The organism is Brevibacillus borstelensis (genome assembly GCF_036700025.1).
Lineage (GTDB): Bacteria > Bacillota > Bacilli > Brevibacillales > Brevibacillaceae > Brevibacillus > Brevibacillus borstelensis.
Genome location: NZ_CP144922.1, coordinates 996,555 through 1,020,889 on the forward strand (window position 1 = coordinate 996,555; position 24,335 = coordinate 1,020,889).

General features: G+C 50.9%; 18 protein-coding genes and 3 pseudogenes. 15 read left to right on the top strand and 6 right to left on the bottom strand.

The window, feature by feature from the left end:
* Positions 1–13 precede the first annotated feature (13 nt).
* Both V5G20_RS04685 and V5G20_RS04690 read right to left on the bottom strand, forming a co-directional pair.
* Positions 14–1,090: a hypothetical protein gene (locus V5G20_RS04685; RefSeq protein WP_338463188.1), complete on the bottom strand. Its 1,077-nt coding sequence runs from the start codon at positions 1,088–1,090 to the stop codon at positions 14–16.
* Positions 1,065–1,655 carry a sigma-70 family RNA polymerase sigma factor gene (locus V5G20_RS04690; protein ID WP_003390131.1) on the bottom strand — a complete coding sequence of 197 codons (591 nt, stop codon included), beginning with the start codon at positions 1,653–1,655 and terminating at the stop codon, positions 1,065–1,067. The genes V5G20_RS04685 and V5G20_RS04690 overlap by 26 nt, the downstream gene beginning before the upstream one ends.
* A 605-nt stretch (positions 1,656–2,260) precedes the next feature.
* Here V5G20_RS04690 and V5G20_RS04695 point away from each other — a divergent pair.
* The 7 genes from V5G20_RS04695 (at position 2,261) to lpdA (ending at position 12,046) form a co-directional block, all read left to right on the top strand.
* The gene (locus V5G20_RS04695; protein ID WP_035979890.1) at positions 2,261–4,129 is read left to right on the top strand and encodes a sigma-54-dependent Fis family transcriptional regulator; all 1,869 of its coding nucleotides are present in this window, start codon (positions 2,261–2,263) and stop codon (positions 4,127–4,129) included.
* Positions 4,130–4,151: 22 nt separating this feature from the next.
* On the top strand, positions 4,152–4,970 hold the full coding sequence (locus tag V5G20_RS04700) for a lipoate--protein ligase family protein (protein WP_003390128.1): 819 nt from the start codon (positions 4,152–4,154) through the stop codon (positions 4,968–4,970).
* Positions 4,971–5,583: 613 nt separating this feature from the next.
* Entirely contained in the window at positions 5,584–6,849 is a 1,266-nt protein-coding gene (ltrA, locus tag V5G20_RS04705; RefSeq protein ID WP_024985202.1) for a group II intron reverse transcriptase/maturase, read from the top strand.
* A gap of 324 nt (positions 6,850–7,173) precedes the next feature.
* Complete coding sequence (locus tag V5G20_RS04710) at positions 7,174–8,166, top strand: thiamine pyrophosphate-dependent dehydrogenase E1 component subunit alpha (RefSeq protein WP_003390126.1); 993 nt, start codon at positions 7,174–7,176, stop codon at positions 8,164–8,166.
* 18 nt (positions 8,167–8,184) lie between these two features.
* Positions 8,185–9,222 (top strand): alpha-ketoacid dehydrogenase subunit beta, encoded by a 1,038-nt coding sequence (locus V5G20_RS04715; protein WP_003390124.1) that lies wholly within the window; start codon positions 8,185–8,187, stop codon positions 9,220–9,222.
* A gap of 70 nt (positions 9,223–9,292) precedes the next feature.
* On the top strand, positions 9,293–10,654 hold the full coding sequence (locus V5G20_RS04720) for a dihydrolipoamide acetyltransferase family protein (RefSeq protein WP_327970314.1): 1,362 nt from the start codon (positions 9,293–9,295) through the stop codon (positions 10,652–10,654).
* 12 nt (positions 10,655–10,666) lie between these two features.
* Complete coding sequence (lpdA, locus tag V5G20_RS04725; protein ID WP_039070176.1) at positions 10,667–12,046, top strand: dihydrolipoyl dehydrogenase; 1,380 nt, start codon at positions 10,667–10,669, stop codon at positions 12,044–12,046.
* A gap of 45 nt (positions 12,047–12,091) precedes the next feature.
* Here the strand turns inward: lpdA and V5G20_RS04730 are convergent.
* Positions 12,092–13,075 (bottom strand): annotated as a pseudogene (locus tag V5G20_RS04730) (Nramp family divalent metal transporter); the annotation flags it as partial.
* 379 nt (positions 13,076–13,454) lie between these two features.
* On the opposite strand from V5G20_RS04730, the gene V5G20_RS04735 reads away from it, so the two are divergent.
* Positions 13,455–14,936 (top strand): IS1182 family transposase, encoded by a 1,482-nt coding sequence (locus V5G20_RS04735; RefSeq protein ID WP_422387999.1) that lies wholly within the window; start codon positions 13,455–13,457, stop codon positions 14,934–14,936.
* A gap of 101 nt (positions 14,937–15,037) precedes the next feature.
* Here V5G20_RS04735 and V5G20_RS04740 read toward each other — a convergent pair.
* Positions 15,038–15,349, bottom strand: a pseudogene (locus tag V5G20_RS04740) (Nramp family divalent metal transporter); the annotation flags it as partial.
* Between the two features lie 238 nt (positions 15,350–15,587).
* On the opposite strand from V5G20_RS04740, the gene V5G20_RS04745 reads away from it, so the two are divergent.
* The 7 genes from V5G20_RS04745 (at position 15,588) to V5G20_RS04775 (ending at position 23,333) form a co-directional block, all read left to right on the top strand.
* A complete protein-coding gene (locus V5G20_RS04745) occupies positions 15,588–17,033 on the top strand; it encodes an IS1182 family transposase (RefSeq protein ID WP_024985259.1) in 1,446 nt (481 codons plus the stop codon).
* A 254-nt stretch (positions 17,034–17,287) separates the two neighbouring features.
* Entirely contained in the window at positions 17,288–17,866 is a 579-nt protein-coding gene (locus tag V5G20_RS04750) for a uracil-DNA glycosylase (RefSeq protein WP_338463189.1), read from the top strand.
* A gap of 222 nt (positions 17,867–18,088) precedes the next feature.
* Positions 18,089–19,009 carry a peptidase U32 family protein gene (locus V5G20_RS04755; RefSeq protein ID WP_338463190.1) on the top strand — a complete coding sequence of 307 codons (921 nt, stop codon included), beginning with the start codon at positions 18,089–18,091 and terminating at the stop codon, positions 19,007–19,009.
* Between the two features lie 19 nt (positions 19,010–19,028).
* Positions 19,029–20,267, top strand: coding sequence for a U32 family peptidase (locus V5G20_RS04760; RefSeq protein WP_338463191.1), 1,239 nt, complete (start codon positions 19,029–19,031; stop codon positions 20,265–20,267).
* 679 nt (positions 20,268–20,946) lie between these two features.
* Positions 20,947–21,477 carry a ribosome hibernation-promoting factor, HPF/YfiA family gene (hpf, locus tag V5G20_RS04765; RefSeq protein ID WP_024984637.1) on the top strand — a complete coding sequence of 177 codons (531 nt, stop codon included), beginning with the start codon at positions 20,947–20,949 and terminating at the stop codon, positions 21,475–21,477.
* 609 nt (positions 21,478–22,086) lie between these two features.
* Complete coding sequence (locus V5G20_RS04770) at positions 22,087–22,353, top strand: CD3324 family protein (RefSeq protein ID WP_024984638.1); 267 nt, start codon at positions 22,087–22,089, stop codon at positions 22,351–22,353.
* Between the two features lie 314 nt (positions 22,354–22,667).
* Positions 22,668–23,333, top strand: a complete 666-nt coding sequence (locus V5G20_RS04775) for a FusB/FusC family EF-G-binding protein (RefSeq protein WP_024984639.1) — start codon at positions 22,668–22,670, stop codon at positions 23,331–23,333.
* Between the two features lie 393 nt (positions 23,334–23,726).
* On the opposite strand, the pseudogene V5G20_RS27095 reads toward V5G20_RS04775, so the two are convergent.
* Together V5G20_RS27095 and V5G20_RS04780 are read right to left on the bottom strand one after the other, a co-directional pair.
* A pseudogene (locus tag V5G20_RS27095) lies at positions 23,727–23,834 on the bottom strand (LuxR C-terminal-related transcriptional regulator); the annotation flags it as partial.
* A 172-nt stretch (positions 23,835–24,006) separates the two neighbouring features.
* Positions 24,007–24,270, bottom strand: a complete 264-nt coding sequence (locus V5G20_RS04780) for a sensor histidine kinase (protein WP_171506581.1) — start codon at positions 24,268–24,270, stop codon at positions 24,007–24,009.
* Positions 24,271–24,335 lie beyond the last annotated feature (65 nt).

Sequence of the window (24,335 nt, forward strand, 5' to 3'; positions counted from 1 at the left end):
CTGTGGTGACTGGTCAGTTCTTCGCTGGCGTTTCAGATTTGTGTTCAATAACATGTACTACTTTTGGTTCAAGTGCTTTCATCATTTGTTCCTTTACATGATTGCTTACACTTGCTCCATTTTGGTCAGCTTGTAGCTCTTTTTCAACCTGTGTTTTTGCAATCACATCAATCACTTGTTGTTTAGAGACATTTTTAGAGGCGGCAACCTCCACAACAGATTTGCCTTTTGCTAATTCTTGTTTCAATTCTGTTGGGCTCATGTTTAGTAAAGAAAACAGGTTTTCATCATTTAAAAAGGAATCAGCAAAAGTATCAGGCTTGCCATCTCTGGTGAAAAAGCCTTCTACTTTAACAAGGTTTGAAGGTGTACGCTCGCCTCCGTGCAGAGTAACATCTATTCTATTGTCCTTAACAAATACCTGGTAGAACGGTATTTGGGACCCCTTTTCGATGTAATTCAATCGAAACGTCTTTTGATGCGGCTCCCCCATTGGCTCCATAGAAACCTCATAGCCGTCGATGCTGCCATACATTTTGTCAATGAGGTTATTTACTTTCTCTTTGATTTCCTGATTGGTTAAAGAACTGACGGGCTTCTCCTCCCAATTCTCTTGAATCACGCTGTCAATCTTGCCCGTAACACCGATGGTAAGGCTGATCTTTTTGCCGGCTCCTCCCTTTTCCTGCAGTGCGATGCTTGTCTGGATCGCTTGCTTTTTAGTTGAATCAGCGGGGGCTTCTCCAAGGTAGCTTGCATCGACAATCTCAAACGATCTTGTTTCGGGAAATGCGCTATACAGCTTCTCCAGTGCTGCTTTGCCAACCTCATCCACCTTGACTTGTTCAGCAGTCATTGGTGTTCTGGTAAGCATTTCAATCAGGGCAGGGGCCGCAAATGCTGCGGTTGGAATCAAAAACGCAGCAGCAACGATTCCGCCAATTACTCGTTTTTTCATGGGTTTTTCGCTCCTTTTTCGTTGCAAATATTGATAGTAGGATTGTTCGATTCGTTTGGAAATGGCCGGAGGGCACTCCATCGTTTCTGCCTCTTCGTGCAGATGCTCACGGATTTTGCGTTCGATAGTCATTGATCTTTTCCATCCTTTCCAGGGGGAGATTCCCTAAGTTTTTTCGAAGCGCCTGGAGGCCAGCATGATATCTAGACTTCACTGTACCCAGCGGAATGTCGAGCAAAGTCGCAATTTCTTCAAGGGTATAGTCGTGAAAAAAGCGGAAGATAATCACTGTCCGCTGTTTGTCGGTCAGTTTTCGTATGGATTGCGATATCATTTGGTTTGTACCATCCATCAAAGCAGTATGTTGATCCCAATAAGACTCTTCCCGAGAGAAGGCACGGATGCGTTCAAAAATTCGGAATCTCCTCCAGCTCTTGACCCGAAATCTCTGCACTTGACGGATTACCAAGCCGTGCAGCCAAAAGTGGAAAGGACGGTTCGTATCGTAGTTGGCAAGTGAGGTCCACATTTGCATATAGATCTCATTCATGATATCTTCCCGATCCTGCTGATGATCCACCAGAAAGGAGACTGTCCGGTAGATGTCCTTATAGGTGGCATCATACACCGTATGAAACGCCTGTTGATCACCCTCTTTCATTTTTATGAGTAATTGGTACATCTCTTCATTTTGCATTCAGAGGGCCCTCCTGAGTAAGCAGCTTACACCCTATATTGCCTCTCTATGGGAAAAAGGTTCGGGTCTCTTCTTAATTTTTTTCAAACGGTTGAGTGCGAGGGACATTTCACCTTCTGCCGGATCAGTCACCGTACAATATTTGCTAATAGATGAAGCAAGAAGCGATGAGTTTCAGTTGATGGTAAAGGAATTGGCTGATTTAGTGCTACATCATCCTGGCGGTATTGTGAAGGTTAACAATCTGTGGTTAAGGTCATATTCCGTGTAAAACTGATGCCCTGTCAGTCGATACGGGCAAAAATACAGTTTTGTCCATCATAAATGATTATCAGACTTTGCGTGAAACTCGCTGGGTGTTTTTTTTGCGAAGCAGAAATCACAGAAAGCCATTCGCTATCCCAAGCTACAGGAGAAGAAAAATTGAACGAAAAAGGCAAACTATAATGAGCTGGCTTTTCGACGGAAACACCGGCAGCCAAGACAAAGAGGTCATTTTCGGAATATTGAGAAACCGGATGAAAACAGGTAATCTATAGATATTCCCTTATCCATGAAAAGCAAAGGAGGGCGGCTCCTTGTATAACGAAACGCTTTCTTCGAAAATGTGGAAACGTTTTGTACAAGAAGGTGTTATCGACTCTGCACGCATCAACAAGCGAATCTCTGAATCGTGGCTTCGCTGCAAAAACAGGTATGTCGATCCCTATCTGGGGACGGGACGGGAAATTTTGAAGGGCGAGTCTTTTGACAGCCAGAAGCGGAAGCATCGGCAATTGCTCGAAATTACCTTGCCGCATGTGGAGAAAATGTCCAAATTTATTGAAGACACCGGGATGATCGCCATCCTGATAGACGCTGAGGGTTATGTGCTCTCCATGAAAGGGAAGAAGTCCATTTTGCAATATGCCGAAGATATCAATTTCGTGGAGGGCGTTCGCTGGACCGAAGAAGAGGTGGGAACAAACGCGATTGGCACAGCGCTCCATGCCGGAGAGCCGATCCTGATCAGCGGCCCGGAGCACTATTCGGTGGCTTCCCATAAATGGAGCTGCTCGGCCGCGCCTATTCACGACGACGAAGGCAAACTGGTCGGCATCCTCGATATCTCGTGCCCGCTGGAGCGAAGCCATCCCCATATGCTGGCCATCGTTTCCTCCATCGCTTATACCGTAGAGCAGGAATGGAGCAGAAGGCGCGAGCTGGAAGAGCTGGAGCTTATCCGCTGTGGATGGGAGCTGGCGGAGACGAATCAGCCGATCGTGATTTTGAACCTGCGACAGCAGGTCGTTTTCGTCAACAAAGCTGTTCGTCAAAAGATGCTGCAGTGGCCGGGAGCATGCGACTACCAGGACCTGTTGGACGAGTACCGCTATGTGGAACGAAAGCGTACGCCTGTCTACTCCAGGCAGCACGGAGGACTGCTCGGGTACTGTGCGGTATTGCTGGAGTCCGAGGCAAGCATCCGGCGTTTGCAAGCTCCGTTTCCGTCCAGTCAGATTCAGTTCCCGGGCGAAGCAGGAACAAGCAAAGCGTTCCGGCACGTTCTCGGGCAAATCGAACGCATCTCCAAAAGCAGCGCCAATGTATGCATCCGGGGGGAAAGCGGGACGGGGAAAGAGCTCGTCGCCCGGGCCATTCATCTGAACAGTCCGTACAAGGCGGGCCCCTTCGTTGCGGTGAATTGCGGCGCCATCCCCAAAGACCTGATCGAAAGCGAGCTGTTTGGCTATGCGGAAGGGGCATTTACCGGATCGCGGCGCCACGGATATAAAGGAAAGCTGGAGCAGGCAAACGGAGGCACCTTGTTCCTCGATGAGATCGGCGAGATTCCGCATCAGATGCAGGTTGCCCTGCTGCGCGTTTTGCAGGAAAGGAAGGTTACGCCGATCGGCAGCCATGCGGAAATTCCGGTAAATATTCGCGTCATTGCCGCTACGCACCGGGACCTGGCCCTGCTGGTGAAGGAAGGGAAGTTCCGGGAGGACTTGTACTACCGTCTGCACGTGTTCCCGCTCTATCTGCCGCCGCTGCGCGAGCGGAAAGAAGACATCCCCAGTCTGATTCGCTTTTTCTGCCAGCAGAATAAAGTGGAGCTGCCGGCTATCCCTCATGTCATGCGGCAGCTGATGGAATACGACTGGCCCGGGAACATTCGGGAGCTGTTCAATACATTGGAGAGGCTCAGCATTATCGGCGAAGAGGAGCTGCCATACCTCCTGCATGAACAATTTCAGACCGGGGCGGGAGGGGCAGCGTCCCCAAACCTGATGGCTGGATCGCTGACTGCTGTGAAAGGCGGTGGCGAGAGCGGGGGCGGCCGTGCGGAAACGTTGACGTACCGCGAGGAGCTTGAAAAGCAATCGATCATCCAGGCTTTGCAGAAAACGAATGGAAGCGCTTCCGCTGCAGCTGGTCTTTTGGGAATGCCACGCAGCACCTTTTACAGGAAATTGCAAAAGTACAACCTGTAAGGCAGCGCGGAAAGGAGATGGAATGGACAAAGCAAGCTTGCCTGCTCGGCTAGGCGCTATCGATGCCGCAGCCAACGTGATGACAGGAGACATCGTGGTTCCGTTTGCTTTCGATGAAGTGTACGGAAGGCAAGTAGGGCACGGCCTGCTGGAGCCCGCTGTTCATCTATGGAGGCATGAAAGAGCGTTTGTGCTCGGGTCGAGAGACTGGAAGCTGCCCCGGGTCCGGGAAGCTGTCCAGTGGCTGCAGGGACAAGGCTATTCCGTGACGGTTCGCAATTCAGGAGGAGCGGCAGTGCCGCTGGACCCCGGCGTCGTCAATCTGTCCCTGATTTTGCCCAATCGGCAAGGCGATCTGGATGTACAGCGCCACTTTGCCCTGATGGCGGAGCTCATCCGGCAAAGTCTGAAAAGCCGGTCTTGCAGGATCGAAACCGGGGAAGTAAGCGGCTCGTACTGTCCGGGAGAATTTGACGTCAGCGTCAGGGGGAAAAAGTTTTGCGGAATCGCCCAAAGAAGGCAGACGAGAGCAGTCATCGTCCAGGCATTTGTGCTGGTCGAAGGAAGCGGCGAGGCGAGAGGAAAGCTGGTCAAAGCGTTTTATGATCTCGCCGCCGGGGGAGCGTCTGCGGCAGACCATCCCATCGTGGAACCGGCCCGCATGTCGAGTCTGTCGGAGCTTGTGGGGGACATGACCGCAGAAGACTTTGTCGGGCTGCTCACACAGCAGCTTGCCTCGCTGTCATCACTCGTGCCGTACAGCGACTGCTTGCGGTTTGAGCTGGACGGCTTGCAGCAGGCTGTGGACGATTGCCGCAGGAGGTACCCTGTGCACGTGTAAGGAAAAAACAAAAGCGCAGCCATCGGTGTTTTCCGCACCGGTGGCTGTTTTTTTTTTGGTGCGCCCAGCATGGGCGATAGCTATAGGGTGAAAGTCCCGAACGGGGGTTGGCTGTACCAACCGTTAGCTCAAGGCAAGGGTGTCGACCGCGAGGTCGAATCTGAAGGAAGCCGGCGGCAAAATCCCGACCTGAGGTACACGAACCCAATTTGAGGCTGTTGTATCCGGGCGAGTCTGCCAAACAAGACAAAGCCCCATACAGCCAAGGGATACAGTAGTAAACTTGGGCAGGTACATGGGATGAAAGTTATCGTTCTTACCTGGGGAGGTCTGCATGAAACGCCTTCAACTGTTGGTAACCGTCTCCGTAAGGAGACGCTGAACATGCAGAAGTCAGCAGAGGCCATAGTACCCGAGTAGAGGACGCTTGAATGGGGAAGGGCCGAACATCAAGCCAGCATGCGATCCATGTCTTTTGATACGGTACGTCGAAGCAGAATTCTGTCAAGGAACTACTTTTGAAGAGCAGGGGTGAAGCCCCGAGGGTACAAAAGAGGGCTGAGTATCGTACAGCAAGCACGGAGTCCGCATGTGCGAAGGAAGGAACATCATTATGGATTTGCTGGAAAAAGTCTTATCACGGGAAAACTTACGGATGGCACTCCAACGAGTGGAGGAAAACAAAGGTGTCGGTGGAGTCGATGGTGTTTCAACCGAACAACTACGCGATTATCTACGTGAACACTGGCAAGCCATCCGCGAGAAGATGGAAAGGGGAACCTATAGACCTTCACCTGTTCGCAGAGTCGAAATCCCGAAACCTGACGGTGGTGTAAGGTTATTAGGCATTCCCACCGTGGTAGACCGCTTTATTCAGCAGGCCATCCTCCAAGTGTTAACGCCGATCTTCGACCCCACCTTCTCGGAATCTAGCTATGGGTTCCGTCCAAAACGTAGCGCTCACATGGCAGTAAGGAAAGCGCAAGCGTATATCTCCGAAGGATATCGTTTCGTGGTGGACATCGATCTAGAGAAATTCTTTGATCGCGTAAATCATGATATTCTAATGAGCCGTGTGGCTCGAAAAGTTCAGGACAAGAGAATTTTAAGACTGATTCGTTCCTACTTGAATGCGGGGATCATGATAAATGGCGTCTGTACAACATCAAGTGAAGGAACACCGCAAGGTGGGCCGTTAAGCCCACTTTTGGCAAATATCCTACTTGATGATTTGGACAAGGAACTCGAAAAGAGAGGCCACCGTTTCTGCCGCTACGCAGACGATTGTAATATCTACGTGAAAACAAAACGGGCAGGGGAACGAGTAAAGAAGAGTATTCAAAACCACTTGGAGAAGGTACTAAGGCTAAAAGTAAATGAGGAGAAAAGCGCGATAGACCGACCATGGAAACGAAAATTCTTGGGCTTTAGTTTTACCTTTGCAAAACAGACAAGGATTCGCATCCACCCCAAATCCCTCCTCAAGCTAAAAGAGAAAATCCGCACGATCACGAATCCGGTGTGGAGCATCTCGATGGAGAAGCGGATTGAAAGAATAAATCAGTACCTCATGGGCTGGATTGGATATTTCGCCCTTGCAGACGCGAAGGGCATTCTACAATCCATTGAGGAATGGACAAGGCGCAGGCTCCGTCTTTGTTTGTGGATGCAGTGGAAACGCGTGAGAACCAGATATCGAGAACTTCGTTCTCTTGGCATATCTCACGTAAAAGCCATTGAAATTGCAAATACCCGCAAGGGTGCATGGCGTACCACAAAATCTCCGCATATACACAAAGCCCTCGGCATTGCCTACTGGCAACAACAAGGGCTGAAAAGCTTAGTGCAACGATATTCTCAAATTCGTCAAGCTTGGTGAACCGCCGTATACCGAACGGTACGTACGGTGGTGTGAGAGGACGGGGGTTAGTCGCCCCCTCCTACTCGATTCCAAAAGCAGCTCTGGGGCACGTCTGAGACAAAATGAGACAGTTTGGGAATTCGTCTCATTTCGTATTGCAAGATAATGGGACGACGCGCGGACAATGCCCGTTTTTCAACGAAGCGGCGGTGTTTGCCGCGTTGGCACACGACTTGCTTCGGGTATAGGGCAAGGAAGGGGGAAGGCTGGCCGAAGCTGGGAATCGTGTGCGAGTAGTTGATTTGCGGGTTGTAAGCTCAGGAAAGATGGGAGGAAGCTCGAATGAAGATAACCGCGACAAAGGATAAGGTGTTGTCACAGGAAAAGGCGAGATGGATGTATCAAAAAATGCTGGAGATTCGCAAGTTTGAAGATGCCGTGCATCTCCTGTTTGGCCAAGGGAAGCTTCCGGGATTTGTTCATTTGTACGCTGGCGAGGAGGCGATTGCGGTGGGAGTCGGAGCCCATCTTGAAGTGCGGGACACGATTACGAGCACACACCGCGGGCACGGCCACTGCATTGCCAAGGGCTGCGATCTGGACGGGATGATGGCCGAGATTTACGGAAAGGCGACGGGGCTGTGCAAAGGGAAAGGCGGCTCCATGCACATCGCCGATCTGGACAAAGGGATGCTGGGAGCAAACGGCATCGTGGGAGGAGGCTTCCCTCTGGCGTGCGGAGCGGCTTTGACAGCCAAGCTGAAGCGGACTCAAAGTGTAAGCGTCTGCTTTTTTGGCGACGGAGCCAACAACCAGGGGACATTCCATGAGGGGATCAACCTGGCGGCGATTTGGAAGCTGCCCGTGATCTTCGTCGCCGAAAACAACGGATACGGGGAGGCGACGCCATTTACGTATGCCTCCAGTTGTACAAATATAGCCGACCGCGCAAGCGCTTACAATATCCCCGGTGTTATCGTGGACGGCAAAAATGTGCTGGAGGTCTACCGTGTCGCCGAAGAAGCGGTGAAAAGGGCCAGAGCGGGAGAAGGGCCGACCCTGATCGAGTGCATTACTTATCGCAACTACGGTCATTTCGAGGGCGACGCCCAAAAGTATAAAAAGGAATCGGAAAAACAGGCCCACATCCAGGAACGCGATGCGATCAAGCTGTTCCGGGATTATCTGACGGAAAGCCGGCTGCTAGCGGAAGCTGAATTGGGGCAGATAGAGGAAGCGGTGGAACAGTCGATTCAGAACGCGATCCGCTTTGCCGAGCAGAGTCCATACCCGGAAGCGGGCGAGCTCTTGACCGATGTATACGTCTCTTATTAATGGAAGGGAGGAGAAATGATGGCGAGAAAGCTCAGTTTTTCAAAAGCGATTAATGAAGCGATGAAAATTGCGATGAAGCAGGACGAAAACGTCATTTTGCTGGGAGAAGACGTAGCCGGAGGGGCGCAGGTCGATCATCTGCAGGACGATGAAGCATGGGGCGGCGTTCTTGGCGTGACCAAAGGCTTGGTCCAGGAATTTGGCCGGGACCGCGTACTCGATACGCCGATTACGGAAGCCGGTTATGTGGGGGCGGCCATGGCTGCAGCCGCAACGGGCTTGCGGCCGATTGCGGAGCTGATGTTCAACGATTTTATCGGCAGTTGTCTCGACCAGGTGATGAACCAGGGGGCCAAATTCCGCTACATGTTCGGAGGCAAAGCCCAGGTGCCGATCACGATCCGCACGATGCACGGGGCCGGATTCCGCGCTGCGGCCCAGCACTCGCAGAGCTTGTATGCCATGTTCACCCACATCCCCGGCATCAAGGTGGTGGTTCCGTCGACACCTTACGATGCGAAAGGCTTGCTGCTGACGGCCATCGCCGACAACGACCCGGTCGTTTTCTTCGAAGACAAAACCCTCTACAACATGACGGGTGAGGTACCGGAAGGACACTATACGATTCCTCTCGGGAAAGCGGACATCAAGCGCACCGGCTCCGATGTGACCATCGTCGCCATCGGCAAACAGGTGCACACGGCTCTGGAGGCGGCCGAGCTGCTCGCCAAGAAGGGCATCGAGGTCGAGGTGGTAGACCCGCGCAGCTTGTCGCCGCTGGACGAAGACACCATCCTCTCCTCCGTAGCCAAAACCAACCGGCTCATCGTCATCGACGAAGCCAATCCGCGCTGCAGCATTGCGACCGACATCGCGGCGCTCGTCGCAGACAAAGGCTTTGACACGCTCGACGCGCCGATCAAACGGATTACGGCTCCGCATACGCCTGTGCCGTTCTCGCCGCCTCTGGAAGACCTGTATTTGCCCTCTGCGAAAAAAGTGATCGAGGTCGTCTCCGAATTGATCGGCGACGAGTCCATCATGGCGGTTTCCTGAAAAAGCGGGGCACTCCCCGAGCGCGGAGGAGTGCCTGCCAGCCCAATAAACGAGGGAGGGAATGGAAAACATGGCAGCGGAAGTGATCATGCCCAAATTGGGAATGTCCATGGTGGAAGGAACGGTGATCGCCTGGAAAAAGCAAATCGGGGACCCAATCGCGAAAGGCGAGGGAATTGTCGACATCAGCTCGGAAAAAATCGAAATGGAGCTGGAAGCGCCGGCAGACGGCATCCTGCTTGCGATCGCCGTCAATGATGGCGGAGTTGTACCTTATGGAACCGTACTCGGCTATATCGGAGAGTCGGGGGAGCAAATTGAACACGCATCCCATGCAGGAGCAGAATCAACCCAGGAGGTGGCCGCAGCGGCAGTCGCGGCGGAAAAAACGGCGCCGGTGTCAGCAGCAGTCACGGCGGAAAACACGACACCAGCGCCGACAACGGAAAACGCCACACCAGCGCCGGCAGGGCGCAAAGGCAGCAACCTGAGAGTTTCGCCGGTCGCCAAAAAAATGGCGGAAGAAGCGGGATTGGATCTGGAGTCCATCACAGGTACTGGCCCGCAAGGCCGCATCACGAAGGAGGACGTGGAAAAGGCGTTGGCGAAGGAGGCCGCTTACCGCGCAGAAACGGCCCCTCAGCCGCAAGGGACTTCTCAGCCTGCGGCAGCCCCTTTGTCATCCACGCAGCCTGCCGTGGAAGCTTCAAAAACGGCTTCCAATCAGGAAGTGGTGGAGCGTACCGCAGTGACCGGAATGCGAAAGGTAATCGCCACACGCATGCTGGAAAGCCTGCAGCAGAGCGCCCAACTAACGATGACCGCAAAGGCTGACCTGACCGACCTTTTGGCGTTGCAAAGACAGCTTGCCTCCGAACTGGAAAAGCGCCAGGAAGGGAAGCTTACCGTAACCGACTTGATCGCCCGGGCGGTTGTCCTTTCGCTGAAAAAGCATAGACTGATGAACAGCGCGTATTTGACCGATCAGCAGGAGCCGAGAATCGAGACATATGGACATGTCCATCTCGGAATCGCCGTCGCTCTGGAGAAGGGGCTCGTGGTCCCCGTAATCCGCCACGCTGACCAACTTTCGCTGCTGGAGCTATCGAAGGCGATCAAGTCGCTTGGCGAGCAAGCCCGCAACAACCGGCTGAGCGGCGACGAGATGAAAGGATCAACCTTTACGATCAGCAATTTGGGGGCGTACGGGGTAGAGCATTTTACGCCTGTGCTCAATCCTCCGGAGGCCGGCATTCTCGGTGTCGGCGCAATCGAGGCAGTGGCCGTTTACCAGGGAGAAGAGCTGCAACGGCGCAGCCTGCTTCCGCTCAGCCTCACATTTGATCACCGTGTGCTGGATGGAGCGCCGGCGGCTCAATTTCTGGGAAGCGTCAAGGACTGCCTGGAGAATCCGCTGAGTCTGCTATTGTAAGGAGGAGACCTCGTGGGAACTGTAGTCATTATCGGCGGAGGACCGGCAGGCTACGTCGCTGCCATAACAGCCGCACGCAAAGGACAGCAAGTCATTGTCATAGAGGACCGCCAATTGGGCGGCACTTGCCTCAACGAAGGCTGCATCCCGACGAAATCGCTGCTGGAAAGCGCGGAAACGCTTGAAAAGGTAAAGCGGGCCTCCGCCTTCGGGATCGCCGTGCCGGCAAGCGGCGTGTACGTCGACTGGTACGGGGTCCAGCAATATAAAAACAGCGTGATGAAAAAGCTCGTCCTCGGCGTAGGATACCTGATGAAAAAAAACAAGGTGCAAGTCATCCAGGGGAAAGCTTCCTTTTTGACGGACCGGGTCGTGAAAGTGGAAAAACCGGACGGAGTGGAAGAAGTCGCCGCTGACCGCTTTATTATTGCAACGGGTTCCGAGCCGATCGAACTGCCGTTTGCTCCATTTGACGGAAGCTGGATCATCCACAGCAGTCAGGCGATGTCGCTTTCTCGCATTCCCGCCACGCTCCTGATCGTAGGGGGAGGGGTGATTGGCTGTGAATTTGCCAGCATCTACAGCAGAATGGGCGCAAAGGTCACGATCGTAGAAATGGCTGAACAACTGTTGCCGGGAGAAGACCGCGACATCGCAGAGGTGCTGAAACGGCGGTTGGAAGAGGATGGGGCAACCATTTATACCGGGACTGCCCTGTCGGGCGCAGATGCGGCAACGAAAACAGTGTCCGTACAAACGGGAGCCGGAGTGGAAGAAATAAGGGCGGAGCATGTATTGGTGGCAATTGGCAGAAAGCCGAGGGTAGAGGAGCTGGGGTTGGACCGGATTGGCGTGCAGTATTCCGGGAAAGGCATTCAGGTTGACGAGACCATGCAGACAAGCGTCTCCCACATATATGCCTGCGGAGACGTCATTGGCGGCATTCAGCTTGCCCATGTCGCTTTTCACGAGGGCGAAGTGGCGGCACTCAACGCTTGCGGCGTGGAGAAGAAAGCATCCTATCGCGCTGTCCCCCGCTGTATCTACACCTCGCCGGAGATCGCCAGTGTCGGGCTTACGGAGTTGCAAGCCAGAGAGCGGTACGGGGATGTCCGCGTTGGCGAATTCCCTTTTGCCGCAAATGGAAAAGCGTTGATCTTACATGAACAGGCGGGAAAAGTGAAGGTTATCGTCGAGCCGACATTCAATGAAATCGTCGGCATCTCGATTGTCGGTCCCCGGGCGACGGAAATGGTCGGTCAGGGAACCGTCATGCTGCATGCGGAAATGACGGCAGATGCCATGGAAGACTTTATCGCGGCCCATCCGACTCTGTCGGAAACGCTGCTGGAGGCCATACTGAATGCGACAGGCCAAGCCATCCATGGCTGAGACGCGGATTGCCGGTAAGCCATGCAAGTGAGTGGCGAACCCCTTTTAAAAAAGCGTCTCAACCAGCAGAAATATATTCAAAATGACAACCAAAAGAGCGACGATCCAAGCTAATAGCGTTGTCACACGATGATTCGCCAATCCCCCCATAATGCTCTTGTTGCTCGTAAATAGAATGAGCGGGACAAGGGCAAAAGCAATTCCAAATGACAAAACGACCTGGCTTGTCACCAATGCACTCGTAGGGTTTACTCCCGAAACGATGAGCAGCAGCGGAGGAATCATCGTGACAGCTCTGCGAATATACAAGTTGATTCGCATGTTTACAAACCCTTGCATGACAATATCGCCTGACAGTGTTCCGACCGAAGAGCTGGACAATCCGGCGATGAGCAGTCCCAGCCCGAACGAAAAGGAGGCGACTGGGCCGACATAATCGTTAAATGCGTGAAAGGCCGTGGTCAAGTCTTCGATGAATAGACCGTGTGCATAAAACATTGCGGCGGACACGATCAGCATACTCATATTAATCGCTCCGGCGATGACCATTGCGATGATAATATCGATGCATTCAAACTTGAAGATTTGCTTTTTTTCATGATCGTTCCGTCCGATCACGCGATTTTGTGTAAGCGAGGAATGCAGATAAATGGCATGGGGCATTACCGTCGCACCCAATATGCCGGCTGCCAGCAGGATACTGTCCGTATCTGCAAACCTCGGCAAAAACACGCTTTTTGCAATGGCTGCAAGATCCGGCTTTACCATGAAGATTTGGACCGCAAATGCCAATACGACGACAAGCAGCATGGAAGCGATAACCGCCTCGAAGGAACGGTACCCCCTTCGCTGCAGCTCCAATATGGCAAACGAGCCTGCAGCCGCAATGACAGCCGCTGCAGGCATCTGAAGACCGGATAACAAAGAGAGCCCGAGTGCCGCTCCGATAAACTCCGCTAAATCTGTCGCGATAATCACGAGTTCGCTCTGCACCCATAGAAAAAAAGACACGCCTTTAGGAGAGTCCTGCAAAAGTCCACCTAATATCTGTAAACCGTAACCCTAGTGCCCTTAGGTACTGGGGTTTTAAGTATCGAGAATGTAGCTGTAGTGGGGAGAAGCATGTTTCCGATCTGCGCTCCGGTCTACGTCCTGCAAGGATGTGAAACTGTCCGCTCCACAGCGATCCCGGGGGAAGCGCAAAACGGCGCGCAGCTCCGGGGTTTACTCATAGATTGCGCTTCTGTTTCCCCGGGCTCGCTGTTCCGCTTGGCTGGACTCCGCCAGTCGCTCCGCCTGGAAACATGCTTCTCCTCCGAAACAGTAGGTTTTCAACAGGCTGAAACCCAATGCCCCTTCGACACTGGGTTTGTTGTACAATGAAAAGAAAACGAAAGAGTTGGAACCATTGCTACAGCCCTCTAAACAAATCACGGCATCCTTCCATGCCGAATTATATAAACTAATTCCCGCGGATCACCCTTTACGTAAAATCAATGAAATCGTAGATTTCACATTCATTCATGAGTTGGTTCGTTCCTCTTATTGTGAGCATTACGGAAGACCTGCTAACGAACCCGAACTCCTGTTTCGTCTATTGTTTTTACAAGTTCTCTACAATCTTTCGGATGAACGCATCATTCAGGAAACGCAGGTAAACCTCGCTTATAAGTGGTTTTTAGGTTTAAATCCAGAAGATCCCCTTCCTGACCCCTCTCAATTATCCCGCTTTCGTAATCATCGGTTAGGGGCCGGAGCCGTGGATGAGGTGCTTAAATCAGTTGTACGTCAGTGCATCGAAAAAGGACTTGTGAAGTCAAAGACGATCATCATGGATTCCACCCATACACTGGCAGCTTCACAAAAACAAAAGCCGCTTGAAGTACTGCGGGATGCGGCGAAGCGCTTATTCCGTGTTGTGGTGAAAAAGCATCCAAAACTCGAAAAGAAACTCCCACGGTTACCGGAGTTGAAGAAAGATCAAGAGGATGCTGAGAAGATCATGCTTCACTACTTGGCGGAACTTGGAGAGACTGTCGAGACTTTGTTACCCGATCATGAGGGTTCCATCTCGGAGAAGGTCAAGATCGCCAAGGCCATCGTGGAAGACGAACGTCTCCTCGCCAATAAAGGTATTATGTCGGCCATTGATCCAGATGCACGCTTTGGATGGAAGAGTAATACGAAATCCTTTTTTGGCTACAAAGAGCATATTGCCATGACCGAAGAAGAAATCATTACGGCTGTGGAGGTCACCGGAGGAAGTACGGATGACGGAAAACAATTCAAACAACTTTTGAACCAATCGCTTGACGTAGGAATAGAAGTACAAGAAGTGATTGCTGACACCGCATATTCGGGTAAAGATAACTTGGACGAGATGAAAGCCAAGAAGATTCAACCCGTCGTCCCACTAAACCCAATCGTACATAACGGAGGGCTAAGGCAAGAAGGTTTTGAGTACAACAAGGATGCAGACTTTGTTATTTGTCCGGCAGGACAACATAGTATCCGAAAGGCTGTCCAAGGAAGCAAGAGTGGCAAAAGTCGTTCTCTCGTTTTCTACTTCGATACGGAGAAATGTAAGACATGCCCACTTAGGGAAGGCTGTTTCAAACCAGGAGCGAAGAGCAAGACCTACTCCATCCGGATCGTGGCGGAAACCTACAAGGCGCAAATCGAGTTTGAAAACAGCGATACGTTCAAAGAACGTATTCGTCGCAGATCGATTATTGAGCACAAAAATGCTGAATTAAAAAGGTATCATGGGATGACCAAGGCCAAGTACCGTGGTCTCTTTCGTATGCGAATACAGGCAATACTTACGACTTTCGTCGTAAATGTAAAACGGATGATAAAATTGGCAGAAAAAATGCAGCCCGCCTCTTAAAGGAGAATGGGCTGCATTTTTCGTTAAAGTCCTTTTTTGTAAAAAATAGTGTGGGTTACCCGATCCGCAAACCTCAAAAGAGGTATTTTGCAGGCCTCTCCTTTAGGCAGCCGTTCACGTGCTACTTCGGGCAGATTTTTTCCCGTCGCGATGCCCAGCTTTGCTGACAAGGATTGGATCAGGACGGCCATCAGATTCGAGACGGCAATCACCCAGAGCAACAGATAGCCGTATTTTGAGCCGGCTGTAATATTTGTCGCGAAGTTTCCTGGATCTATATAAGCAATAGAAGCGATAAATGCGGGGCCCAGAAAAGGAAGGAGCCTTTTTACGCCCGACAGCTCTCCTCTCAGTGCAGCCTGCGCGTTGCGGGAGTTTGTATGTCCATGTAAGAATGTCCGTTTGGTAAACATTTTGTCTTTCAATGATGTTCATCCTTTATGAATACCGTTCTGCTAGTGTCCTCATCTAGCTTTCCCAAAAGATGACTGCTTAACGGAAGATCATCATTTGCATGACAAAAGAAAAAGTCCCTTGCATTGAAGGGACACAGCCTGTAGACAAAGTTCCGTAAGGAACAGGGTCTGCAGGCTTTTTTGTTGAATATAGAACATGTTACGTTTTCAAAAGTTATTTTTTAGAGGTGGCATTATGCTTAATAAGCAAGAGGCCGAAGGGCGTTATCAGATATCTGCATTCTCGCTAGATGAGTTGGTGCCAGAAGATCATCTCGTAAGAAAAATTGAAAATGCAATCGACTTTTCGTTCATCTATGACTTGGTGGAAAGCCTTTACTGTCATGACAATGGCAGACCCAGTGTTGACCCTGTAGTCTTAGTTAAAATTGCTTTCATCCAATATATTTTTGGAATTCGTTCCATGCGACAAACGATTAAAGAGATCGAAACCAATGTTGCCTATCGGTGGTTTATTGGCTATGATTTCAGTCAGCCCATTCCCCATTTCACGACCCTAGGCAAGAACTATGTTCGCCGTTTTCGGGATACTCAACTCTTCGAGTCGATCTTCCTTCGAATATTGGAGGAGGCGGTTCATCATGGATTCGTGAAGCCTGATGTGCTTTTCATTGATGCTACGCATGTAAAAGCCAGTGCGAATAAGCATAAATACGTGAAAGAAATCGTTGAAGAACAAGCGAAGAAATATCAAGAGCTGCTGGACGAAGAAATCAATCAGGATCGTATTGCACATGGAAAGAAGCCCCTTGAAAAAAAGACAGAAACTTCGAAGAAGGAGGTGAAAGTCAGCACAACTGACCCGGATTGCGGATTGTTTGTAAAAGGGGAAAAGGAACGTGTATTTGCTTATAGTTTTCATACAGCATGTGATCGAAATGGATTTGTGCTTGGTGCCAAGGTAACGCCAGGCAATGTGCATGACAGTCAGGTTTTTGAGGATGTTTTGAATCAAGTGCGAAAGACGTTTGCACAGCCTCAAGCTGTGGCAGTGGACTCGGGATACAAGACGCCTTACATCAGTAAAACACTCCTTGATGACCAGATTCGCCCCGTTATGCCCTACACAAGACCACGCACCAAAGAAGGTTTTTTTAAAAAGCACGAATATGTGTATGATGAATATTTCGACTGCTACATCTGCCCGAACGAGCAAATCTTAACATATGAGACAACAAACAAGGATGGGTACCGTATCTATCGATCAAATTCTCAAGTTTGCCGAAGTTGTCCGTTCTTGAAACAATGCACGGAAAGTAAAGACTACACAAAGAGAGTGAGTCGCCACATCTGGGCTGATTACCTCGAAGAGGTAGACCACCTCCGGCATACCGAGGAAAACAAACAAATCTATAGCAAACGGAAAGAAACGATTGAACGTGTATTCGCTGATATGAAGGAAAAGCATGGCATGCGTTGGACGACCTTACGAGGACTGGAGAAGGTCACGATGCAGGCGATGCTTGTTTTCGCTGCCATGAACTTGAAAAAAATGGCGACCTGGCTATGGAAATCAGGTCGCCAAAAGGTGAACGATCAAAACACCTTCGGTATTTTCATCAAATTATTAAACAAACTCCCTCTGCTGTTCGTTCAGCGAGGGAGTTTGTCTGCAACCTGAGTCCCTTGCATTGAAGGGACAATCTTTATTGAACTTTTTTGATTGGGATATAAATATCAACTTCGGAATTCGGGAGCCATGTCGACATAGATGTAATCAAATGCATTCCCAAGTGTATCCAGTTTCTCCTTGTGGGTAACTTAAAAAGGAGCAGCCCTCATAGGAGCTGCTTCTTCTTTGTATGCGTTTGAAACTCCTTCCTCCATCCAATCCTATTCATAGGCGGATAGCCCAACGACGGCGGAGGGATCGCGATGGATGCAACATGCCCGGCCATTTGGCCTGAGGAGGAGCCGCCAAAGGGCGTTGAGAGCTGCATGGATTGCGGACTGTTTGAGCACGGCTCGCGGATGATTTGGGGCGAAGGGAATCCGCATGCGCCGATCATGGTCGTGCTCGACAATCCGGGAGCAAGAGAAGACCGGCACGGAAACCCGTTTGTTTGCGGCACGAGAGAAACGCTGCAAAAGGTGGCTTACGAGACAGGGCTCGGGGAAAGAGATGTGTACGTTACGTATGTATTGAAGCGCCGTCCGACCCGGGCTTATGACAAAGAAGGAGCGAGAGAAGCCTGCATGCAGCATCTGCTCGTCCAACTGCAAAGCAAAACGCCCCAGCTCGTCTTTTGTTTGGGAAATGTAGCCACACAGGCGTTTTTCGCAAACAGGGAAGCGGAGGTGAAGGCGCTGCGGCAGCAGTGGCACTTCCCCCGTGGTGTGAAAACGGCAGTTTCCTACCATCCATTGGCTGTGCGCAGACGCCCTAACCTTTGGGCCGATTTTCTGGAAGATTGGAAGTTTCTTGTGTCTGTGTATAAAAAAAGCCGTCAGTAACAAAGTGAGCCTTGGTCATCTAATCGCCCGTGCGGGATGGCCAGGGCTCTGTTTTTGTATCCGCCCGGGCCACCCTTCTGCCGGGAGAAGACTTCAACTGGCATTGTCATTCCGAAAATCAGTGATTTCACCGGAGAAAATGGGGGAACCCCCTGATTGAGAGGAGGCGCTTGGGTCCATAAAATGGTTCTGTTGGCCTGTCTGAAAGAAAGGATGGTTCTGATGAATTTCCACACACCGGAGTTGGTTGTCTCTGCAGGCAGTCCGGAAGAAGCCGAGAAGCTGCTTTCGGCAGGGGCAGATGCCGTAACCGTGGGAGACGGGCGGTATGCGCTGCGCGTGCCGGGCAATCTTTCCATGCCGATGATCACTGACGTTGTCCGTATCGCTCACGGGCAAGGGAAAAAAGTATATGTCGCCCTGAATGCCCTGCTGCATCAAGAGGAATTGAACGGGTTGGACGAGTACGTACGGCAGCTTGCGCAAAGTAAAGTGGATGCGGTGGTGTTCGGTGATCCGGCGGTACTCGTGGCGGTGCAGAAAACAGCGCCCGGGTTGAAGCGGCATTGGAGTACGGAAACGACGTCGACGAACTGGAGAACCGTCAATTTCTGGGCGAGAAAAGGGGCGAGCCGGGCGATACTGGCCCGTGAGCTGTCTTTAGAAGAAGTCATTGGCGTGAAACAGCAGAGCCGGATTCCGGTCCAGGTCCAGGTTCACGGCATGACCTGCATCTTTCATTCAAAGCGGCCGTTGGTCAGCAATTACCTGCACATTCTGGGCAAAGGGGACAACAAGCAGGAGCAGCTGATGGTTTTGAAGGAAAATACGCGCAGCGGACAGCACTATCCCATTATTGAGGATCACAACGGCACACATGTCATGAGCCATGAAGATATATGCATGCTGGAGCACTTGGGAGTTTTGATCGAAAACGGCATCGATTCCTTCTACATAGAGGCGCTGGGCAAACCGCTTTCGTACAATTGCCAGGTTGTCTCCGTCTATCGGCAGGCGATTGACTGCCTGGCGAAAAATCCGCAGGCTGCACTTGACCCTGCCTTGCTGGATGCGATCAATGCGGTTCAACCGACGGAACGGCCGATTGGTACCGGCTTTTACTTTCGAGAGCAGGTTTATTAAAGGGGGAACGGAAACTGCGATGACAAATCAGACCAGGAAAAAACCGGAACTGCTCGCACCTGCCGGCAACTTGGAAAAGTTGAAGTTCGCCGTGCTGTACGGTGCGGATGCGGTATACATTGGCGGGCAGCAATACGGGCTGCGTGCCAAGGCGGGAAACTTCACGTTTGAGGATATGCGGGAGGGCGTGGCATTCGCCCATGAACGGGGAGCGAAGGTGTATGTAGCCGTGAACATCATGGCCCATAATGAAGACTTCGCGGGAATGGCCGATTATTTCCAAATGCTGCAAAAGGTTGGCATTGACGCCGTGATCGTGGCTGATCCGGCGATCGTCGATGTGTGCAGGGAAGCGGCCCCCGGTCTGGAGATCCATATCAGCACGCAAGCGTCCGTCACCAACTGGCAGGCGGTGCAATTTTGGGCGGAAGAGGGAATTCCGCGAGTCGTGCTGGCCCGTGAGGTTTCACTGCAGGAAATCTGCGAAATCAAACGGCACGTCGATATCGAGATCGAAGCGTTCGTGCATGGAGCCATGTGTATCTCCTACTCGGGCCGGTGCGTCCTGTCCAACCACATGACGAACCGCGACGCCAATCGCGGCGGCTGCGCCCAATCGTGCCGCTGGAAGTACGATTTGTTTGCAGAGGAAGAGGGCGACCTTCATCCGGTATCTGCCGAGGGTGATGAGACCTTTACGATGAGCTCCAAAGACCTGTGCATGCTGGAGCATATCCCGGAGATGATCGAAGCGGGGGTGGACTCGCTGAAAATTGAAGGGAGAATGAAAAGCATTCACTATGTCGCTACCGTTGTCAACGCGTACCGGCAAGTCATTGACGCCTACTGGGACAGCCCGGAAACGTTCGTGTTCAAGCCGGAGTGGCGGGAAGAGATCATGAAGGCGGCCAACCGTCCGCTGACCACCGGCTTTTATTTCCACCAGCCGACCGAAGACGACCAGATCTTTGGCGTGCCGCCGAAAATGACCGCCTATGATTTTGCCGGACTGGTGCTTGCCTACGATGAAGAGACGGGCATCGCCACCATCGAGCAGCGCAACCATTTCAAACGGGGGCAAGAGGTTGAATTTATCGGACCGGGACGGGAGAGGTTCATCCAGCGGATCGGCGAGATGTGGGACGAAGACGGGAACAGTCTGGACGAAGCCCCGCACCCGATGCAAAAGGTTTTGGTGAGAGTGGAGAAGCCGGTAAAGCCTTACGACCTGATGAGAAAAGAAAAAGGGACAACGTGACGGTTCGGCGAATATAATAAAATAATTGCTGTGATTGGTTAGCTACTGCGAAACAACACCTGGATATGACACAGGGGTTGTTTTATTTTTTAAGAGCATATTCAAGGAGTGGTATGTTGAAAAAGTTCTTTGATTTTATTTGTAAGGGATTTTTTCACCCGTTAGATAAATTAATACTGCTATTTTTGGTGAGCTGGATCTCAAAACTGTTGTCAGAATGGACGGGGGTATTTTTCATTGGTGTGCCAACATTGATTTTGCTGATCATCTTTACAACGCCTCGATTTGAAAAAACTTGGTTCGCCCAAAAAGTTCTCAATCCATTAGGAAGCATTTCTGTAATCGCTTTATTAGTAATCGGAATGATTCTTATGATAACGTGAAGTTCTTTATGATGGCACTAACTGTAAGGATATACGAGATATACTCGGAGATGGCTTATCGGAGCCATTCACGCGATATACGTTTGCTTGGGAAGGTGAATAGAGGCGGAGCCACTTATTTGCGGCCGCGGCTATTTGTGGCAAATGTTTTAAATATTGCAACTGCCGAGCGGGATTTGACGCTTTTCGAGAGCAAAGTGTGATTTATCTCACACCCCGCTTTTTTTTATCGCCCATAATGAGAACTAGGGAGGACAAGAAAAGCTCCCCAGAAGCCGCGAAAGGGGTTTTCGCTCATGAGATGCAATATTCACGGTGACCATTTGGTTGTTACGCCAGCTTTAAGCGAGTATGTGGAAAACAAGGTAAGCCGTCTGGAGAAATTCGATTTGCTGACCGCTTCCGACGAGTGCCGGGTAACCCTGCGCGTAACGAAGAAACGCCACACGGCGGAAATGACGATTCCGACCCCAGGCGCCATTTTTCGGGCTGAAGAATCCACCGAGGATATGTACGCATCTGTCGATCTTGTAATTGACAAGCTGAACAGACAGATTCGCAAATATAAAAACCGATTGGAAACCCGCAACAGGCAATTGCTGACCTCTCCGCCTGAGGCGTTTGCAGAGGAACCGGCGGAAGCACAGGAGAGCGTCGTCAGAATCAAGCGATTCGAGTACAAGCCGATGAGCGTGGATGAGGCGATCCTGCAAATGGACTTGCTCGGACACAATTTCTTTGTTTTTTCCAACGCGGAAACCAATCAGGTGAGCGTGGTCTACAAGCGAAATGACGGCGGGTTTGGCTTGATCGAACCTTCCGTATAGTCGATGTGAACAAGCTTGCGTATAAAAAAGTATGCGGGACAAAAATATCCTCTCGTACAAACAATCCGTCTGAGAGTTGAGGCCATGTCTGTAGCCGAATGAAGAGCTGCTGCTGCCCCAGATCAACAGTATAAAAGTTGATCTTGTACAAATCATTCGATGCCATCAAACCGCCCTGTGCGCCACAATGAACTGCGCCCAGGGTGTTTTTTCTTGTCTTGCAAATCAGGGAAACGAAAATGGCCGTGGCGACAGTAAAGGCCGACAGGCAACAGTTTGCGGTACGGGAACTTTTCTGAAGGAAATGGAAGAAACGAAAATTTTCACCGAATCCAGGCCTGCTATTGAACACCGAATCCGTACATGTATATGATGAAAGGGAGCGGACAATCGTTTCAAAGACAGCAAATGTCCGGGGAGGTGAGCAGCAATGGCAATAACGGGTTTGTTGCCGCATACGGCAGCCACTCATGCAAAGCCAAGTATTGGAGGCGATACTTTGCATGGGGCGGACATGAATTTTTCATCGCCCGTATGAGCATCGATCATTTCTAATCATTTGGCTTTGCCCCTTATTTCCATTCTCGAATGAATAAGGAGCGGGCAGAAATGAAATATGTAAAAGCAACCACGATTTTACCTGAAGAGCTGATCAGCGAAATTCAGAAATATATCCAGGGTGAAACCATCTATATTCCAAAACCGAAAACCACCTATGAAAAATGGGGGGCGCGTTCTGGAGGAAGAAGGGCCATCCAGGAGCGAAACAGCGCGATTAAAGAAGCGTTTAAAAAAGGAAAGACGATCCATCAATTGGCTGACGATCACTTTCTTGCAGTGGAGACGATCAAAAAGATTGTGTATACAAACAAATAGGAAAAGACGACGGAAGCGCCGGTTATCGAGGGAATCGATTGCCGGTGCTTTTTTCTTGCAGGGACGTTTCACTTTTTTCTCAAGTGTATAGGGCTCAGTATAAGCGTTCCGGTCCGCATAAACAGCTTTTGCTGCCAAAGAATCCGCTGCTGCGAAAAGGATTCAAAGGGAAGCTTTTTATATGGCGAGTTCGTTTCTAAATCAAATCCGGCATTTCTTGCGAGCAGCACATTTTTTTATAGTGAAAGGGGGCGCAAATGAACAAAGCTCCCGAGAACGAACGGACGACAAATTGATTGCAAGGAGGGAACGGTATGGTTGAACCGTTTATTCGACACCATCAATATAACTTCATTAAAAATCAGGCGGAGATCGTGCAGAAGGCGACCGTATCCGTTGCCGATCCGAAAGTGCTGGAAGCCGTAAGGTACAGCGCGGAATCAAAGGTATTGAACGCGTTTCCGCATGCTACGGAAATCCAGGTGCAATTGTTGAAGAAAATAGCTTCTCTAAAAGAGGCAGAGGATTTCAAGCAGTATGTACACTCGCTATTGCCGTATGTAATCCCGTTTCCGCAGGTGACCGAAAAACAGCTCAAGAAGCTGTTCCCTAAAAATAAAAAGCTCAAGGTTCCCGATCTGCTGACGATTGATTACCACGCAATAACGTATCTGGGCTGGATGGATGTCGCCACAAACAAGTTGTTCATCGTGTACCCTGCAAGGGAAGATGTCGTTGGGATCGAAGGAAAGTATACGATCGCAAACAGGAAAAATACGTGCTCCTTATGCAATGGGCACGGGGAAGTGGCTTTGTTTTCGGCTATCAGCAAAACAAGGATGGCTCATGTATCGCCCGATTATTACAAAGCGATTGGCAACTATATTTGCACGGACAGCGCCCAGTGCAACAAAAGGATTACGGACGTGACGGCATTGGAGCGCTTTATCCACGATATTACAGGCCGCGCAATCGACTAGTTCACCCGGATTTGGCTGTATGGAATGTCCGCCTCATCTCTCAGTCAGGTCACCGGAACAGGCGATTTTTTGCTTGCATGGGCGATTTGATTTCGACCGTATCAAAAATGCATGAGGCTTGGTCAGGGGGAGCTGCCCTGCAGAGAGGAAATTCCGATAGTCATCGTGAACGTTTACGAAAGTAACAAGCGGCAGAATGACGAAAGTTTCTCTTCCGTTCCTATCAGCGGTAGACCGGGTTTAGCTGTCTGGTGTTCAATTTCCGCATGCAGGTGATCGTCGATGAGGCCTAATCGCCTGAAATACGCTGCACATAAGAAAAACCACCTCGTCGGGTGGTTTTTTGTTCTGGTACGAGCTGTCGGAGGCACTCAACAGGGAGAGATGCTTTCGCTATTTCTCTTTTGTCAAATACAGCACCAGCTCAGTGCGGCTGTTCAGATGAAGCTTGCCAAGGATATGGGACACATAGTTTTTTACGGTGCCTTCGCTCAGAAACAGTGTCTCGTCAATAGCCTCTTGCCCTGCATGACCTGCTCGGCCGCAGGGTATGTTTCCTTTACAGCCTTGGTCGCTTCCACGCCAGTCATGACGCGCATCCTGAGGTCCATGAGGGCATTTTCAAGCCATCTCGAACAATTCTCTGGTCATCGACAATCATGATATCTGTCATCTAGACACTCTCCCTAGCTGTGACATAAGGAATCTTGGCGATTACCGCAAAGCCGCGGTCTTTTTCCGAGCAAAAGCGGACCGTGCCTTCAAGCAGCTGGATTCTTTCCTCGATGCCGCGGAGCCCATGAGATTTGGATATCTCGCTGCAGCCGCTGCCATCGTCTTTTACCGCGACGTGTATGAAATGGCCTCGCTTGGCTACTTCAATCTGAAAGGCACCGGGATTTCCGTGCTTCACACCGTTGGTGACAGCTTCCCGCACCGTTTTGTAAATGCAGTTTTTGATGTCCGGAATGGCGTGCTCTACGGCTTCGTCAAAAACGAGCT

Excerpts from the sequence above, each read along its gene's own strand:
- ltrA (WP_024985202.1), top strand. The coding sequence starts at position 5,584 with ATGGATTTGCTGGAAAAAGTCTTATCACGGGAAAACTTACGGATGGCA.
- V5G20_RS04685 (WP_338463188.1), bottom strand. The coding sequence starts at position 1,090 with ATGACTATCGAACGCAAAATCCGTGAGCATCTGCACGAAGAGGCAGAA.
- V5G20_RS04755 (WP_338463190.1), top strand. The coding sequence starts at position 18,089 with ATGAATTTCCACACACCGGAGTTGGTTGTCTCTGCAGGCAGTCCGGAA.
- V5G20_RS04715 (WP_003390124.1), top strand. The coding sequence starts at position 8,185 with ATGGCGAGAAAGCTCAGTTTTTCAAAAGCGATTAATGAAGCGATGAAA.
- V5G20_RS04695 (WP_035979890.1), top strand. The coding sequence starts at position 2,261 with ATGTGGAAACGTTTTGTACAAGAAGGTGTTATCGACTCTGCACGCATC.
- V5G20_RS04700 (WP_003390128.1), top strand. The coding sequence starts at position 4,152 with ATGGACAAAGCAAGCTTGCCTGCTCGGCTAGGCGCTATCGATGCCGCA.
- V5G20_RS04760 (WP_338463191.1), top strand. The coding sequence starts at position 19,029 with ATGACAAATCAGACCAGGAAAAAACCGGAACTGCTCGCACCTGCCGGC.
- V5G20_RS04750 (WP_338463189.1), top strand. The coding sequence starts at position 17,288 with ATGGATGCAACATGCCCGGCCATTTGGCCTGAGGAGGAGCCGCCAAAG.
- V5G20_RS04710 (WP_003390126.1), top strand. The coding sequence starts at position 7,174 with ATGAAGATAACCGCGACAAAGGATAAGGTGTTGTCACAGGAAAAGGCG.
- V5G20_RS04775 (WP_024984639.1), top strand. The coding sequence starts at position 22,668 with ATGGTTGAACCGTTTATTCGACACCATCAATATAACTTCATTAAAAAT.
- hpf (WP_024984637.1), top strand. The coding sequence starts at position 20,947 with ATGAGATGCAATATTCACGGTGACCATTTGGTTGTTACGCCAGCTTTA.
- V5G20_RS04720 (WP_327970314.1), top strand. The coding sequence starts at position 9,293 with ATGGCAGCGGAAGTGATCATGCCCAAATTGGGAATGTCCATGGTGGAA.
- V5G20_RS04745 (WP_024985259.1), top strand. The coding sequence starts at position 15,588 with ATGCTTAATAAGCAAGAGGCCGAAGGGCGTTATCAGATATCTGCATTC.
- V5G20_RS04770 (WP_024984638.1), top strand. The coding sequence starts at position 22,087 with ATGAAATATGTAAAAGCAACCACGATTTTACCTGAAGAGCTGATCAGC.
- V5G20_RS04690 (WP_003390131.1), bottom strand. The coding sequence starts at position 1,655 with ATGCAAAATGAAGAGATGTACCAATTACTCATAAAAATGAAAGAGGGT.